The organism is Cytobacillus depressus (assembly GCF_008923245.1).
Taxonomy (GTDB): Bacteria; Bacillota; Bacilli; order Bacillales; family Cytobacillaceae; genus Cytobacillus; species Cytobacillus depressus.
This window is the reverse complement of the sequence record NZ_WBOS01000020.1, coordinates 1-16285: the sequence shown is the minus strand read 5'-3', so window position 1 is coordinate 16285 and position 16285 is coordinate 1. Positions and strand designations below refer to the sequence as shown.

General features: G+C 40.4%; 14 protein-coding genes, 1 rRNA gene and 1 other annotated feature. All 15 genes read right to left on the bottom strand.

Annotated elements, in window-relative coordinates:
- Position 1 precedes the first annotated feature (1 nt).
- The 15 genes from rlmB to rrf all read right to left on the bottom strand — a co-directional run bounded on the left by rlmB (position 2) and on the right by rrf (position 16281).
- The gene (gene rlmB / locus F7731_RS22790) at positions 2-745 is read right to left on the bottom strand and encodes a 23S rRNA (guanosine(2251)-2'-O)-methyltransferase RlmB (RefSeq protein WP_151537098.1); all 744 of its coding nucleotides are present in this window, start codon (positions 743-745) and stop codon (positions 2-4) included.
- Positions 742-1167: a Mini-ribonuclease 3 gene (locus tag F7731_RS22785; RefSeq protein ID WP_151537097.1), complete on the bottom strand. Its 426-nt coding sequence runs from the start codon at positions 1165-1167 to the stop codon at positions 742-744. Before F7731_RS22785 ends, rlmB begins: the two co-directional genes overlap by 4 nt.
- Positions 1168-1170: 3 nt before the next feature.
- Complete coding sequence (gene cysS / locus F7731_RS22780; RefSeq protein WP_151537096.1) at positions 1171-2574, bottom strand: cysteine--tRNA ligase; 1404 nt, start codon at positions 2572-2574, stop codon at positions 1171-1173.
- A complete protein-coding gene (gene cysE, locus F7731_RS22775; RefSeq protein WP_151537095.1) occupies positions 2555-3223 on the bottom strand; it encodes a serine O-acetyltransferase in 669 nt (222 codons plus the stop codon). Before cysE ends, cysS begins: the two co-directional genes overlap by 20 nt.
- A gap of 168 nt (positions 3224-3391) precedes the next feature.
- Positions 3392-3647, bottom strand: a binding site (T-box leader).
- A gap of 145 nt (positions 3648-3792) precedes the next feature.
- Positions 3793-5250 carry a glutamate--tRNA ligase gene (gltX, locus tag F7731_RS22770; RefSeq protein WP_151537094.1) on the bottom strand — a complete coding sequence of 486 codons (1458 nt, stop codon included), beginning with the start codon at positions 5248-5250 and terminating at the stop codon, positions 3793-3795.
- A 187-nt stretch (positions 5251-5437) separates the two neighbouring features.
- Positions 5438-5917 carry a 2-C-methyl-D-erythritol 2,4-cyclodiphosphate synthase gene (gene ispF / locus F7731_RS22765; protein ID WP_151537093.1) on the bottom strand — a complete coding sequence of 160 codons (480 nt, stop codon included), beginning with the start codon at positions 5915-5917 and terminating at the stop codon, positions 5438-5440.
- Between the two features lie 25 nt (positions 5918-5942).
- Positions 5943-6638 carry a 2-C-methyl-D-erythritol 4-phosphate cytidylyltransferase gene (gene ispD, locus F7731_RS22760; protein ID WP_151537092.1) on the bottom strand — a complete coding sequence of 232 codons (696 nt, stop codon included), beginning with the start codon at positions 6636-6638 and terminating at the stop codon, positions 5943-5945.
- 381 nt (positions 6639-7019) lie between these two features.
- Positions 7020-8102 (bottom strand): PIN/TRAM domain-containing protein, encoded by a 1083-nt coding sequence (locus F7731_RS22755; protein ID WP_151537091.1) that lies wholly within the window; start codon positions 8100-8102, stop codon positions 7020-7022.
- Between the two features lie 193 nt (positions 8103-8295).
- Entirely contained in the window at positions 8296-9369 is a 1074-nt protein-coding gene (gene disA, locus F7731_RS22750) for a DNA integrity scanning diadenylate cyclase DisA (protein ID WP_151537090.1), read from the bottom strand.
- Positions 9370-9372: 3 nt separating this feature from the next.
- Positions 9373-10749, bottom strand: coding sequence for a DNA repair protein RadA (gene radA, locus F7731_RS22745; RefSeq protein ID WP_151537089.1), 1377 nt, complete (start codon positions 10747-10749; stop codon positions 9373-9375).
- Positions 10750-11097: 348 nt separating this feature from the next.
- Positions 11098-13548: an ATP-dependent protease ATP-binding subunit ClpC gene (gene clpC, locus F7731_RS22740; protein WP_151537088.1), complete on the bottom strand. Its 2451-nt coding sequence runs from the start codon at positions 13546-13548 to the stop codon at positions 11098-11100.
- Between the two features lie 4 nt (positions 13549-13552).
- The gene (mcsB, locus tag F7731_RS22735; RefSeq protein ID WP_151537087.1) at positions 13553-14632 is read right to left on the bottom strand and encodes a protein-arginine kinase McsB; all 1080 of its coding nucleotides are present in this window, start codon (positions 14630-14632) and stop codon (positions 13553-13555) included.
- Positions 14633-14634: 2 nt separating this feature from the next.
- On the bottom strand, positions 14635-15183 hold the full coding sequence (gene mcsA / locus F7731_RS22730; RefSeq protein ID WP_151537086.1) for a protein-arginine kinase activator protein McsA: 549 nt from the start codon (positions 15181-15183) through the stop codon (positions 14635-14637).
- A 24-nt stretch (positions 15184-15207) separates the two neighbouring features.
- Positions 15208-15669 (bottom strand): CtsR family transcriptional regulator, encoded by a 462-nt coding sequence (locus F7731_RS22725; protein ID WP_151537085.1) that lies wholly within the window; start codon positions 15667-15669, stop codon positions 15208-15210.
- Between the two features lie 495 nt (positions 15670-16164).
- Positions 16165-16281: ribosomal RNA gene (rrf, locus tag F7731_RS22720) — 5S ribosomal RNA — on the bottom strand.
- Positions 16282-16285 lie beyond the last annotated feature (4 nt).

Below are 16285 nucleotides of genomic sequence, written 5' to 3'. Positions count from 1 at the left end.
TCTATCCCTCAAGAGGATGTCGCTTTCGGTAAACCTCATACATTAAAAGAGCTGCTGCAACAGATGCATTTAAAGAAGTTACATGGCCAGCCATCGGTAAATGAATTAAGAAATCACATTTTTCCCGAATCAATCTACCCATTCCTTTTCCTTCACTTCCAATGACCAATCCTAAAGGAAGTGTGCCATCAAAACGGCGGTAATCTTCACTGCCCTTTGCGTCTGTCCCCGCAATCCAGACACCTTTTTCCTTTAATTCATCAATAGTTCTCGCCATATTTGTCACACGGACAACAGGGATATGCTCAATCGCACCGGTTGAAGCTTTAGCAACTGTCGCAGTTAAACCTACCGCTCTGCGCTTCGGAATAATAATTCCATGAGCTCCTACAGCATCTGCTGTTCTCATGATGGAGCCTAAATTGTGCGGATCTTCAATTTCATCTAACAATAAGAAAAACGGTGCTTCATTTCTTTTTTCGGCAGCAGCGAATAAATCTTCTATTTCTGCGTACTGATAAGCAGCAACTTGCGCCACTACTCCTTGATGATTTCCTTCTACCATCTGATCTAATTTCTTTTTCGGCACAAACTGAACAAATACATTGGAAGCTTTGGCAAGCCCAATCACCTGCTGCATCTGTCCACCTTGGGAACCTTCTGCTATAAAAATTTTGTTAATATCACGACCTGATTTCAGTGCTTCCATTACAGGGTTTTTTCCCATAATAAAATCTTGACTCATTTTGAATGTCCTCCTTTCTTTTCTTCCACTAATTGAAAAGCAGCGCGTATAATTTCTTCTAGCCGCTCCTCATTCCCTGATAAATGCAGGTAGCCAATTAGCGCTTCAAACGCAGTACTATATCGGTATGTTTGTACATCTGTATTTTTAGGAATAGAGCCTGATTTTGCATTTCTGCCCCTTTTTACAACCGCTACTTCCTCTACTGACAGCGTATCTGAATCCAATAATTGGTGAATAACCGCAGATTGAGCTTTCGCGGAAACATAGGAGGTGGCTTCTCTATGCAAATGATTCGGTCTAACCTTTCCATGCTGAATCAGATGCCTTCTAACATAGACTTCAAAAACAGCATCGCCCATATATGCAAGGGCGAGGCTGTTTAATTGTTTTTCATCAATTTTATTTTCGTATTGAAGCATTCTTTAGCCTCTTTTCCATCTAATGCCTTGAGGGGTATCTTCAAGGATGATGTTCATGTCTTTCAGTTGATCACGGATTTCGTCAGCTCGCTTAAAGTTGCGATCCTTCCGAGCTTGAATCCGCTCCCCAATTAAACGTTCGATGTCTTCATCGAGCAGTTCCTCTTTCTCAGACTCTAAAGTAAGTCCAAGCACTTGGAAAAGATCTTCAAATTCCTTAGTAAATGCTTCAATGACTGTTACTGAAGTGTTTCTCTCCATTACATAATAATTGGCTAGTTTTGAAAGCTCAAAAAGAACCGAAATGCCGTTAGCTGTATTAAAATCATCATCCATCTCTTTGATGAACTCTTCGTGAAGTGCTGAAATTTTCTCAAGCCATTCTTCGTTATTATCAGTTAAGTTTGCACTAGTTTCTTGACGGTGCTTCAAGTTATGATAAGACGTTTTTATTCTCTCTAGTCCCGCACGCGTATTCTCCAGCAACTCATCACTGTAGTTAATTGGATTGCGATAGTGAACAGATAGCATGAAGAATCGCAGTACTTGCGGATCATGCTTTTTAATAATATCGTGAACGAGAATAAAGTTGCCAAGTGATTTAGACATTTTTTCATTGTTGATATTAATATAACCGTTATGCATCCAATAACGGGCAAAGGTTTTTCCGCTTACCGCTTCTGATTGAGCAATTTCATTCTCATGGTGAGGGAAAGCTAAGTCCTGGCCGCCAGCATGAATATCGATCGTCTCGCCTAAGTATTTTTTGGCCATCGCCGAGCACTCAATATGCCAGCCAGGCCGTCCTGTTCCCCATGGGCTATCCCAATAAATTTCTCCTTCTTTCGCTGCCTTCCACAGGGCAAAATCAAGAGCATCTTCCTTCTTTTCTCCAACAGCAATACGGGCACCTGAGCGAAGTTCATCGATCGATTGGTGAGAAAGCTTGCCATATTCTTCGAACTTACGGGTATGGTAATAGACATCACCCTCTGACTCATAAGCATAACCTTTTTCAATTAAAGCTTCGATAAACTCGATAATAATATCCATACTTTCTGTCACGCGCGGGTGAGCATCTGCACGTTTGCATCCAAGGGCAGAAACATCAGCAAAATAAGCATCGATAAAGCGTTCAGCAATTACCGGTACCTCTTCCCCGAGCTCATTGGCGGCACGAATTAATTTATCATCAACGTCTGTAAAGTTAGAAATATATTTAATATCATAGCCTCGATATTGAAAATATCTTCTCACTGTGTCAAACACGATAGGTGGTCTAGCATTTCCTATATGAATATAATTATAAACCGTAGGACCGCACACATACATTTTAACCTTTCCTTCTTCTAAAGGAATAAAAGGCTCTTTTTGTCTTGTTAATGTATTATAAATTTGAATGGCCATTAACCATGCTCCTTTCTTTTCTTAACTCCTCTAATTCAAAGCTTAATTTAGCAATTTCATTTTCTAAATCTTTAAATCGGTCAGCAATTGGATCGGGAAGATCGCTGTGATTTAAATCCTTTTTAATTTTTACCCCATCTTGCACTTTCACTCTACCAGGAATTCCTACGACCGTTGAATTTGGCGGAACTTCGTGTAAAACAACAGACCCCGCTCCAATTTTTGAATTTTCGCCAATTGTAATGGACCCAAGAACCTTTGCACCTGTAGCAATAAGGGCATTATCCTTAATAGTCGGATGGCGCTTTCCTTTTTCTTTCCCTGTGCCCCCTAGCGTGACCCCTTGGAAAATGGTAACATTATCGCCTATTTCACAAGTCTCTCCAATTACGACACCCATTCCATGGTCAATGAAGAGCCTTCTTCCAATTGTTGCACCTGGATGAATCTCAATCCCCGTGAAAAAGCGGCTGATTTGCGAAATGGCTCTAGCGAGAAAGAAAAACTTTCTTTTAAAGAGCGCATGGGCAATTCGATGTGCCCATATAGAATGCAAACCTGAATACGTTAAGATGACCTCTAGATAACTTCTTGCTGCAGGGTCCTGTTCAAAAATTACCTCGATATCTTCTTTCAGATTTTTAAACACTGCCAATTCCCCTCCCCTTTTGTCATTGTTTCTATCTAATTCACTTTGGCGTATTTGCGCCAGAGGATTAGCTTTGTTCAAAATAAGTTTTTTCCGAATAGTATTTTCCGGGAAATCTTATATTTCCAAAGCTTTTTTAACCAATAAAAAAACGCCCCTGTCACGAATGACAGAGACGTTTAACACGCGGTTCCACTCTGTTTAGACACAATAATATGCCTCAACTTTTACTTGTTAACGGATTAGTTCCGCTCACTCCTACTAGGAAACCCACTCCAGCACTTGCGTACTAAATAGTGATGACCATTCGAAATGAGGCTCAGAGGGGCACTTCAGAACGATGAGAGGCTTAAACCACTTTCAGCCGGTGATGGTTCTCTCTAAAAAGCATCATGAACTTACTTTTCCTCTTCTACACTTTCAATTATGAAGTTATTTAAGTTGTTCAAAAAGTCCGGGGAAAATAGCTGTCGAATTTCGGCGTCAGCTTGCTTGAACTTCTCGGCTCTTTTTGTCCTCCTTTTTGAACTTACATTTATTTATTACTATATTACATTTTGAGCAATATGTTAACCTAAAATACTCAATAATTGATTTTTTACTTTTTCCTTTCCGAAAAGCGCAATCGCTTGCGGAAGATCTGGCCCGTGAGTTTGGCCTGTAATCGCAACACGGATTGGCATAAAGAGCTTTTTCCCTTTATGGCCAGTAGATTTTTGAACAGCCTTCATTGCTGCCTTAATTTCATCTGCTTTAAACTCCGATAGATTGTCAATTTCAGTTAAGAAAGCAGACAGCACTTCCGGAACCTGGTCCTCTTCGATCACAGCCTTTGCCTCTTCATCCATTTCCATTTTCTCGGTAAAGAACATTTCAGACAGCTCAACAATTTCCGCTCCAAAGCTCATTTTTTCCTGATAAAGAGCAATTAAGCTGCGCACCCACTCTGTTTCCTCTTCTGACAAGTTCTCTCCAATGCGGCCAGCTTTTACAAGATGCGGCTGTGAAATAGCTACAAGTCTGTCAAGATCAATTGTTTTCATATATTGATTGTTCATCCATGTTAGCTTCTGCTTATCAAATAAAGCTGGTGATTTCGAAAGACGATTAGCATCAAAAATATTAATGAACTCATCCTTCGAGAAGATTTCTTCTTCTCCAGATGGTGACCAGCCTAATAGACCAATAAAGTTAAACAGTGCTTCCGGCAAATAGCCGAGCTCTTCATATTGCTCAATAAATTGAATAATTGATTCATCACGCTTACTTAATTTCTTGCGGCTTTCATTGACAATTAAAGTCATATGGCCAAAAATTGGCGCTTCCCAGCCTAATGCATCATAAATCATTAATTGCTTCGGCGTATTTGAGATGTGGTCATCTCCTCTTAAAACATGGGAAATCTGCATTAAATAGTCATCGACCGTTACAGCAAAATTATATGTCGGTGTGCCATCCTTTTTTATAATAACGTGGTCACCAATTCCATCTGATTCGAAGGAAACAGTCCCTTTGACCATATCATCAAAAGCATAGACTTTTCCCTGAGGAACTAAGAAACGAATGCTAGGCTGTCTGTCCTCTGCCTCAAGCTTTGCCCGCTCTTCAGGTGACAAATGACGGCATTTCCCTGAATATATTGGGGTTTCCCCTTTAGCCATTTGAGCTTCTCTGTCAGCCTCTAATTCTTCTTCCGTACAGTAACATTTATATGCATGACCCTTTTCAAGCAACTCATGATAATACTTTTCATAAATCTCATTTCTTTCAGACTGGCGATAAGGTCCAAAGCCACCATCCTTATCAACGCTTTCGTCCCAGTCAATGCCAAGCCATGATAAATACTTAAGCTGGCTTTCTTCTCCACCTGCAATATTGCGTTTCTTGTCGGTATCCTCAATGCGGATAATAAATTTCCCGCCTTGATTTCTGGCAAATAAATAGTTAAATAAGGCTGTACGAGCATTCCCAATATGTAAATGTCCTGTTGGACTAGGGGCATAACGTACGCGAATATCATTTGACATGTTGCTCTTGTCCTCCTCAAAAAATCGATCTTTTATTAACTGGCTATGTTAAAACAATTGATTGACGTATAACCTCCCCAATGCGTGTCTGCTCTCTACGTTATTCGTCCCGAATAAAACCCGTTCGCATGCACGCATAGAGCTATACTCAACAATATAATTACAACTTTGCCTCTACTTTATTTTATCAGTTCTTTTTCTGTAATAAAACAGCTACCTGTGAGGCAATTCCTTCACCCCGGCCAGTAAATCCTAGTTTTTCTGTCGTTGTAGCTTTCACATTGATATTTTCGATAGAGGTTTCTAATAGCTCAGCGATTCTTTCACGCATTTGCCCAACATAAGGAGCCATTTTAGGTTTTTGGGCAATAATTGTGCAATCGGCGTTTACAAGCTCATACCCTTTATCCTTCACAAGCTGCCAAACATGCTCTAATAGTTTGGCTGAATCGGCATCCTTGAACTCAGGATCAGTATCAGGAAAATGTCTGCCAATATCGCCTTCACCGATTGCTCCGAGACAGGCATCCGCAACCGTATGTAATAAAACATCTGCATCGGAATGTCCTAATAATCCTTTTTCATATGGAATTTCAATTCCGCCAATGATCAGCGGACGCCCTTCCGTTAATTGATGTACATCAAACCCTTGTCCAATTCGAAACATGTATGTCCCCTCTTTTTCAAAAATATTAAAATTGCTGTTCCTTCCGGCGTTTGTGTATGATTGCTTCTGCAAAATATAAGTCCTCAGGAGTGGTTAATTTAATATTGTCATAACGGCCTTCTACTATGATAACATTCTTCCCGATGCGCTCCACTAAACTGGCATCATCCGTACCAAGGAAATCATCCGCTTCCGCTTGTTTATACGCATCTAATAAAATAGCAAAACGAAAAGCCTGTGGGGTTTGAACAGCCCACAAGCTGGTTCGTTCGACCGTTTCTGTCACCATATTTCCAGCAACTTTTTTTACTGTATCTTTTACTGGTACGGCTAATATGGCAGCGCCGTCTTCTTTTGCCGCTTCTACTAAAGGACGGAGAAGTTTTTTATCAATAAATGGCCGAGCAGCATCATGAACAAGGACAATTCCTTCTTGCTTTACACATTTTAATGCATTATAGATGCTATGCTGCCTTTCACTTCCACCTGGAGCAAAAGCCATTACCTTCGTTATATGATGCTCCTTAAGAAGCGCCTCCATCTCATCCTGTTCTAGCGGATTAATGGCAAGGTAAATCCCTTCGCAATCCTCGTCCATTTCAAAGACTTTTAATGTATGTATAAAAACCGGCGTCTGATTTAGTTCTAATAACACTTTATTCCTGCCCGCTCCCATTCTTTTTCCTTGGCCCGCAGCAGGAATGATGACTTGATAAGCCATGCAAAACAAACTCCATTCTAGAGGTGAGAGGTAAGATGGAAGGAAGCCGGCAGCTGAGCCGACTTCCTATCTTCAAACCTCATTTCTCACAAAGTATTTCCAGTCATAGTATTATCGCGGATTAACGGGCTGTAAGACTCCCACCTCAATAAGTTACGGAAACATAAAATTCTAAGTGGGAGATCCAACAGCCCGTAAAGGCCCGACGACGGACAGGATGTCCTAGTCAGGCGAAAGCCACAGGATAAGGAATACTACGGAAGCGATACATCGCACGACCAAAAGCAGAGCTTTTGGGAGGATGTGGCTTTTTGAGCGTGATAAGTTCAACTAACATTTAGCGGGGAATAAAATCCCTTTCCCACTGAATGAAGTTTCACTTTATAACGCTTTTTCTAATAGCTTCGGTTTCGCAAAAATCATTCGGCCAGCAGAGGTTTGCAGCACACTTGTTACAAGTACATCAATATGCTTGCCGATATAATCGCGCCCATCTTCGACAACAATCATTGTGCCATCATCCAAATAGGCAATTCCTTGATTTTGCTCTTTCCCGTCCTTAATAACCTGTACCTTCATTTCTTCGCCAGGAAGAACGACCGGTTTCACGGCATTGGCTAGATCATTAATATTTAAAACGGATACACCTTGAAATTCACAAACTTTATTTAAATTAAAATCATTTGTTACGACGATCCCGTTCGTTACTTTTGCTAACTTTACGAGCTTGCTGTCTACTTCCTGAATCTCTTCAAAGTCACCCTCATAGATTTCTACTTTAATCGAAAGCTCCTTTTGAATACGATTTAGTATATCTAGCCCTCTTCGCCCTCTATTCCGCTTTAAAACATCGGAAGAATCAGCAATATGCTGGAGCTCCTCTAGCACAAACTGCGGGATGACGATTGTTCCTTCCAAAAACCCCGTTTGGCAAATATCGGCGATTCTGCCATCAATAATGACACTTGTATCCAATAATTTCAATACATTTTTCGGTTCCGCCTCAGACTCCTCTTCTGCACTCTTTTTCTTTCTGTTTGAAAATAAAGTTAATAGCTCATCACGCTTTTTAAAGCCTACTTGAAATCCTAAATAACCAAAAATGAGCGTTAGAACAATAGGAGCCACTGTATTTAAAACAGGTACTTCAATGGTCGTTAAAGCATAACCGATTAAAAAAGCAATAATTAACCCAAAAACTAATCCAACACTTCCAAAAATAATATCTGTTATTGGCGCTTTTACGAGGGATTCTTCCACCCATTTGACAACATTCACAACATAGTCAACCGCCCAAAAAGAAATAAGATAAAAAATAATAGCACCTAACAAGGCGGATAAATATGGATTATTTAATAGGGTCATGTCATCAAGGGATAATAAGGTTAATAATTCTGGGATAAGAAAAATCCCAAGCGTAATACCGATAATAAGAAAGCATGCTTGAACTATACGTTTTAACATACCTTCACCTCCTTTTATTCATTATAAACAAATTTTACAAATTGAAACCTTTGAAGTCAGAAAAAATAAAGCTCTTGTCCTTCATAAAAAAGGAATCTCTTACAGACAAGGGTAGCACCATTGGTAATCGAGTGTCAAATGAAACAAATAACCGACTATTTTATCACACCGGTCCATATAGTTCAATGGTCACTTATAGCGGACGGTCAGCTAAAAGCTGTTTTTTGATCAATTTTAGGCCTTCTTTAATCTTTTTAGCTCTCACTTCTCCAATTCCTTCCACCTCATCCAACTCTTCAACTGATGAGGCCACAATGGCAGGAAGGTCCTTAAATCGAAGGATTAGATTTTCTATAATAATTGGCGGCAATCGTGGAATTTTCGATAACATTCGGTAGCCTCGCGGACATTTATATTCATCCGTATGGACATAGCCGTTATATCCTAATAGCTTTAATATGACCGTATCCTCTACCATTTTTCCAATAGACAGCTCCTGCAATTTATCAAAGATTTCTTTTGTACGAGCTTCTTTCGACTGAGCATAGTCCTTAATAATTAACTCCACTTCTCTCACAATATCCTCTAATAGTTCGTTCATCTGTAAGCGAATTAATCTTCCTTCAATTCCTAGCTCACTTAAGTAAATAAGTAGTTCATTCTTTATTCTTAGAACCATTTCAATGCTATGAAACACATTTAAAAGATCATTATATGTAACAACCTCTTCAAACTCCAATACACTTAAATTGGCTATGTCTTCTTCTAAAACCATCTTATATTTTTCAAGGGTTTGTAAGGCAACATTCGCTTTCGTAAGAATAACGCCAATATCTTTAAGCGCATAGCGAAAATGACTTTTATATAAGGTAATTACATTTCTTCTTTGGGAAATCGCGATTACGAGCTCCCCTGTTTGTTTAGCCACCCTTTCAGCCGTTCGGTGACGCATGCCCGTTTCTGAAGAAGGAATGGTTGGATCCGGAGCTAATTGAGCATTCGCAATCAATATTTTATTGCCGTCTTGATTTAATATGATAGCACCGTCCATTTTTGCCAATTCGTACAAATAGCTTGGTGAGAATGGAGCATTAATGACAAAGCCCCCATCAACGATATGGGTAATCTTATCCTTGCTCCCTAGCACAATTAGACCGCCTGTATTAGCTCTTAACACATTGTCAATTCCTTCACGTATAGGCGTACCTGGAGCCATAAACTGCAGAATTTCACTCATCGTTTTTTCACCAAGCTTTTTGTTTTCCATACTCTATCCTCCTAATGTTGCAATTAATGCCTCGCTTACAGAACCGACTCCAACAAGCTCAATTCCTTTAGGGCCTGACCATCCTCCAAGATTATTCGCAGGTAAAATCACTCGTTCGAAACCAAGCTTTGCTGCTTCCTGTACACGCTGCTCTATCCTTGATACCCTCCGAACCTCTCCTGTTAAACCTACTTCTCCTATAATGCAGTCAGTAGGTCTTGTAGGCTTGTCACGGAAGCTTGAAGCAATGCTGACAGCAATCGCTAAATCGATGGCAGGCTCATCCAGCTTTACTCCGCCCGCTACTTTTAAATAAGCGTCTTGATTTTGCAAAAGCATGCCTACCCGTTTTTCAAGCACTGCCATTAAAAGTGGAACGCGATTATGATCTATTCCTGTCGCCATTCTTCGCGGGTTCCCAAAGCTCGTTGGGGAAATCAGCGCTTGAATTTCTACAAGAACTGGACGGGTTCCTTCCATAGAAGCAACTACTGTTGAGCCTGCCGCTCCTTGGGAACGTTCCTCTAAAAATATTTCTGACGGATTCGCCACTTCCTCCAAACCGAGTTCCTTCATTTCAAAGATTCCCATCTCATTCGTAGATCCAAAGCGATTTTTAACCGCCCGCAAAATTCGGTATGTATGATGACGCTCTCCTTCAAAATATAAAACGGTATCGACCATATGTTCTAATAGTCTTGGACCCGCAATAGAGCCTTCCTTTGTAACATGCCCGACGATGAAAATCGCAATACCTTTCGTTTTTCCAATTCTCATGAGTTCTGCTGTACACTCTCTTACTTGCGAGACACTCCCTGGAGCAGATGTGACTTCTGGATGAAAAATCGTCTGGATCGAATCGATGATTACAAAGCTAGGATTGACACTATCAATTGTCCGGCTTATTTCGTCTAGGCTCGTTTCCGAATAGACTAATAAATGCTCGGAAGAAACACCTAACCGATCTGCACGTAATTTTGTCTGTCTCAATGATTCCTCGCCAGATATATATAAGACCGAATGCTTTTTATTAGCTAATTGCGAGGAAACTTGCAGGAGCAAGGTCGATTTTCCGATCCCAGGGTCCCCGCCAATCAGTACTAACGATCCTCTGACAATACCTCCTCCAAGTACCCTGTTCAGTTCATTCAAGTCTGTATAAATGCGTGGTTCACTGACAGTCTCGATAGAAGTAATAGGGGTTGCTTTAGAAGCAATAGCCGATCCTTGCGAGTGAATAAAGGCTCCTCTTCTAGAGGTAGGCTTCTCCACTTCCTCTACCATCTTATTCCATACACCGCAACCCGGGCACTTCCCCATCCATTTTGGAGACTCATACCCGCATTCCTGACACATAAATTTTGTTTTCCTTTTAACCATACCTGTTTCTACCTCTTTTTTAATTTGGTCCTAAAAATACCATATGTGTTTTTCAAAGTTGACATTCCAATTAGCCAAAGAAGGCACACGTTCTTTACGTGTACCCTCATAGAAAAGCGCAAGCGTCTTCCGAACAATCAAAGGACTATTGTTCCTGCGATGATTAATCACAGAAGCTTTCCTTTGTGCTCACCCCCGACAAGGAAACCACGAGGTCGACAAAAGCGCGACATCCTGTCGCATTGTCGACACTAGTACGTCCTGTACGTCGGGGGTAGGCGCTAGAGCTAGACATTTCTCAAATTCGAGAAATGTTATACTTTATTTATAAAAAACCTTATTGCTCAACTATTTCTGCAAAGTTGCCTCAGGCTTATTTTTTGCCGTTTCGACGACAAACTCTCCATCCTGGACATCAATGACCACACTCTGACCAGTAAGTACCTTACCTTTCAGAAGCTCTTCAGATAAGCGATCCTCAATATGCTTTTGAATAGCTCTGCGAATCGGTCTCGCCCCATATTCTGGGTCATAGCCTTCCGCTGCAATTTTTTCTTTCGCAGCATCTGTTAATGAAAGATCGATATTTTGCTCTTTTAATCGTTTCGTTAATTGATCAGACATAAGCGTCACAATCTCTGCCAGATGCTTCTTCTCTAATGCGTGGAAGACAATGATTTCATCAATACGGTTAAGGAATTCTGGGCGGAATGATTTTTTCAGTTCCTCCATTACTTTTCCTTTCATATCTTTATAATCCTGCTCTCCATCCTGGATATTGAAGCCTACATATTTATTTCTTCTTAGCGCTTCTGCGCCAACATTGGAAGTCATTATTAAGACGGTATTCCGGAAGTCTACTGTTCTTCCTTTCGAATCCGTTAAACGCCCATCCTCTAGTACCTGTAATAGAATATTAAATACATCTGGATGCGCTTTTTCAATTTCATCTAAAAGAACAACAGAATACGGTTTTCTACGTACCTTTTCCGTTAATTGTCCGCCTTCTTCATATCCAACATAGCCTGGAGGGGAGCCTACTAATCTTGATGTGGAATGCTTCTCCATGTATTCAGACATATCAATTCGAATCATTGCATCCTCATCGCCAAACATCGACTCAGCTAGTGCACGGGCAAGCTCTGTTTTCCCTACCCCTGTTGGTCCAAGGAAGACAAAGGAACCAATTGGTCTCTTCGGATCCTTTAAGCCAGCACGCGCGCGGCGAACTGCTTTCGAGATTGCTTTGACAGCTTCCTCTTGGCCGATAACTCTTGAGTGTAAAAGCTCTTCAAGATTAAGAAGCTTTTGCGTTTCCGTTTCTGCTAGCTTTGTAACCGGAATTCTAGTCCAGCTTGAAACTACACTTGCAATATCATCGACTGTCACTTCACTGTTTTCTTTTCCTTGCTTTTCTTTCCATGATTTTTTCGTCTCCTCAAGCTGTTCGCGAAGACGCTGTTCTGTATCCCTTAAAGAGGCAGCCTTTTCAAATTCCTGACTTTGAACAGCCGCATCCTTTTCCTTACGCACGTCCTCTAGCTTTAATTCTAATTCCTTTAAATTAGGAGGAGTTGTATAGGAACGCAGTCTTACTTTGGAGCCTGCTTCATCAATTAAATCAATCGCTTTGTCTGGTAGGAAGCGGTCTGATATATAGCGATCAGATAATTTAACCGCCGCCTCAATCGCCTCATCTGTAATCGTTACACGGTGATGAGCTTCATAGCGGTCACGCAGCCCTTGTAAAATTTGAATAGATTCTTCAGCAGTTGGCTCATCCACACTGATTGGCTGAAAACGTCGTTCAAGTGCTGCATCTTTTTCAATATATTTACGGTATTCATCAAGGGTCGTTGCACCGATACATTGCAATTCTCCTCTAGCTAGTGAAGGCTTAAGGATATTTGAAGCATCAATCGCTCCTTCAGCTCCCCCAGCTCCAATGAGTGTATGAAGCTCATCGATGAATAAAATAATATTTCCCGCTTGGCGAATTTCATCCATAACTTTCTTTAAACGATCCTCAAATTCACCGCGGTATTTTGTACCCGCAACAACTGTACCCATATCGAGGGTCATGACTCTTTTATCACGGAGTGTTTCCGGTACTTCATTATTAATAATTTGCTGCGCTAAGCCCTCGGCAATTGCTGTTTTCCCTACTCCAGGTTCCCCAATTAATACGGGATTGTTTTTTGTCCGGCGGCTTAACACTTCAATGACACGCTGAATTTCCTTGCCGCGGCCAATAACCGGATCTAGGCTTCCTTCACGGGCAATTGCTGTTAAATCTCTCGCTAATCCATCAAGCGTTGGCGTATTTGCATTTGCCGAAGATCCACCTTGATGCCCGCCTGACTCATTGCTTCCTAATAACTGCAATACTTGCTGGCGGGCTTTATTCAAGCTTACGCCAAGATTATTTAGAACTCTAGCAGCGACGCCCTCACCCTCACGAATAAGTCCGAGCAGAATATGTTCTGTCCCTACATAGGAATGACCTAATTTACGGGCCTCATCCATTGAAAGCTCAATCACTTTTTTCGCTCTAGGAGTGTAGTGAATCGTTTGTGTTGCATCCTGCCCTCTGCCAATTAAGTTCTCTACTTCTTTTTGAATTTTGTCTGAACCTAAACCTAATGCATGGAGAGCCTTTGCAGCAATGCCTTCTCCTTCACGCACAAGCCCAAGTAAAATATGCTCTGTTCCAATATTGTTATGACCTAAACGAATAGCTTCCTCTTGAGCTAATGCTAATACCTTTTGTGCTCTTTCAGTAAATCGACCGAACATCATATTCTCATCCTCCTGTCTCTTCGTTTTCCATATTCATTCTTTCTCTTATTAATGACGCCCTGCGAATATCCCGTTCATGAGGCCTTAATGGACCTCCTGCATACTGTTGTAAAAACCCTGGCTGTGTAAGGATCATTAATTCATTTAAAATGTTTTTAGAAATATTTTTAATATATTTCATATCAATCCCAAGCCGAACATCTGATAAACATCTTGCAGCTTCTTTTGATTCAATGATTCGGCAGTTTGATAGGATCCCATAAGAGCGGAAGACTCTGTCTTCTAATTGTATGTTAGAAGTTTTTGCTAATGCTTCCCGTGCTGACCTTTCTTGTGAGATCAGCTGACTGACAACACTTTTTAAATCTTCAACGATATCTTTTTCGGACTTGCCAAGGGTCATTTGATTAGAGACTTGAAAGATATTCCCTAAAGCTTCGCTGCCTTCACCGTAAATTCCTCTTACAACTAATCCAAGTTGATTAATAGCTGGAATAATTCGATTCATTTGCTGCGTTAGAACTAGCCCTGGTAAATGCACCATGACTGAAGCTCTTAATCCTGTTCCAACATTTGTCGGGCAGCTTGTTAAATAACCAACATGCTCATCATATGCATAGTCTATTTCCTCTTCAAGCCAGTCATCTACTTGATTGGCCATATTTAAAGCCTCTGATAATTGAAATCCTGGGAAAAGGCATTGAATTCGGATATGATCCTCTTCATTAATCATAATGCTCAATTCCTCATTTTCGGATAACACACAAGCACCGAATGATGAATTTTCCGCGAGATGAGGACTAATTAAATGCTTCTCCATTAATACTCTCTTTTGTAGTGGCTGAAGCTCATCCATTAACAATAGCTCTAAATTTTCAAGGCCTGCAAAAGAAAAATCGTCTAGCCTCTTTTTTATTATATGAATAACAGACTTGGCTTCGTCATTCGTAAATAATGTAGGAAACTTGTATTTCTTTACATTTCGGGCCAGCCTGATTCTCGAGCTTAATATGATATCTGAGTCTGGACCTTCTGCACTCATCCAGGAGCTGATAGCTTGAGAAATGAAATGTTCTAGTGACAAGCTTACATCCCTCCCTCATGACCAGAGCTTAATTTGCTTTCTAGTAATCGAATTTCATCTCTTATTTCTGCTGCTTGTTCGAATTCCTCACGATTAATGGAATCCTTTAAGCTTTGTTTTAGTGCTTCAATGCTTTTTCTTAAATGAATACTTCCGCCAATTCTTACTGGAATTTTCCCATGATGAGCCGAATTTCCACTATGAAGCCTTCTCAAGATTGGATCAAGCTGCTCACCAAAAGCATGATAACAATTTGCACAGCCAAATCTCCCTACCTTAATAAATTGCTGAAAGGTCATTTTACACTGCTCACATTGAAGAATTTCCTCCTGCTTAAAAGGATCTTGCTTCGTCTTTTGGAAGGTCGCATCAATATTTAGCAAACCAGCTAACAAGTTATTAATCGAAAAACCAGGCGCCCCACTTAACATGAACATTTCGCCCTTTTCCTGGGCGCACTTTTCACACAAATGGTACTCAGCCTTCTCTCCATTCAATATTTTTGTAAAATGAAGCGTTGCCGGCCTTTGATTACATTCTTGGCATATCATGTCTTCACCTCTCCAGCTCGCGCTTTATTTATATTTTAAAGTCGTTAACATAGCTTTTAATATTCTTGCACGAAGTTCATCGCGAAATGGGAGATCAATATAGAGCACTGAGCGATCAATGACACTTAGCATAATTTTTGCTTCCCTCTCAGTAATAATCCCCTCTTCAACAAGACGAAAAATAACATCCTCCGCACTACTCTGGGCCAATCGACTTTGAATTAACGACAATAATTGTTCGATTAAATGAGCGTCATCATGAGATTGCACCTTCATAATTCGTATATATCCGCCGCCACCGCGCTTACTTTCGACTGCGTAGCCCTTTTCTATTGTAAATCTCGTATTAATTACATAATTGATCTGCGACGGAACACATTGGAATTTATCCGCAATTTCACTTCTTTTTATTTCAACGATTTCCCTTTCGCTCATTTCTAGAACCTTTTTAAGATAATCTTCAATAATATCTGAGATATTCCTCAATACTCCTCCCCCCAAAATCTGACTTTGACTATATTTGACTTTAATTATACATAAGTATATATTTCGTTGCAATTAACAGATGTTATTAATTTTCCCCCTTTTTTTCGTTCTCAAACCTGTAGATTGTTTTTATTATTGGATGTTCATTGTGAGTGTTTAAGATAGGATAGATGGAAAATGAGGGCTTTGGGAGGGGTTCATAGTGAGCATCTCGTGTTAAAACAAGAAAAATAAGCTTCATGAAGAGTTTATGGTAAGCTTTTAAGGGGGCCTTATTAAATACGAGCCATGAGCCTTTCATGCTAACCGTTCCGATAGGGATCTTAAAAACATGAGCCATGATTCTTCCATAGTGATCATTTTCGATAGAGAATTTGCAAAACACGCTTTATAACACTATTAAGATAATCAATTTAAAAAGGGTATTCCTTCTTTATTTATTATTAAAGTATTTTGTACACAAAAAAAGAACATCTCTACGATGTTCTTTAGATTGCCTAGCGACGTCCTACTCTCACAAGGGGACAGCCCCTAACTACCATCGGCGCTGAAAAGCTTAACTTCCGTGTTCGGGATGGGAACGGGTGTGACCTTTTCGCTATCGCCACTAGACTAT

Coding starts and splice junctions, on each gene's coding strand:
- F7731_RS22785 (WP_151537097.1), bottom strand. CDS start 1,167: ATGCTTCAATACGAAAATAAAATTGATGAAAAACAATTAAACAGCCTC.
- F7731_RS22755 (WP_151537091.1), bottom strand. CDS start 8,102: ATGTTAAAACGTATAGTTCAAGCATGCTTTCTTATTATCGGTATTACG.
- ispD (WP_151537092.1), bottom strand. CDS start 6,638: ATGGCTTATCAAGTCATCATTCCTGCTGCGGGCCAAGGAAAAAGAATG.
- ispF (WP_151537093.1), bottom strand. CDS start 5,917: ATGTTTCGAATTGGACAAGGGTTTGATGTACATCAATTAACGGAAGGG.
- mcsA (WP_151537086.1), bottom strand. CDS start 15,183: ATGATATGCCAAGAATGTAATCAAAGGCCGGCAACGCTTCATTTTACA.
- clpC (WP_151537088.1), bottom strand. CDS start 13,548: ATGATGTTCGGTCGATTTACTGAAAGAGCACAAAAGGTATTAGCATTA.
- radA (WP_151537089.1), bottom strand. CDS start 10,749: ATGGTTAAAAGGAAAACAAAATTTATGTGTCAGGAATGCGGGTATGAG.
- disA (WP_151537090.1), bottom strand. CDS start 9,369: ATGGAAAACAAAAAGCTTGGTGAAAAAACGATGAGTGAAATTCTGCAG.
- gltX (WP_151537094.1), bottom strand. CDS start 5,250: ATGTCAAATGATATTCGCGTACGTTATGCCCCTAGTCCAACAGGACAT.
- cysS (WP_151537096.1), bottom strand. CDS start 2,574: ATGGCCATTCAAATTTATAATACATTAACAAGACAAAAAGAGCCTTTT.
- rlmB (WP_151537098.1), bottom strand. CDS start 745: ATGAGTCAAGATTTTATTATGGGAAAAAACCCTGTAATGGAAGCACTG.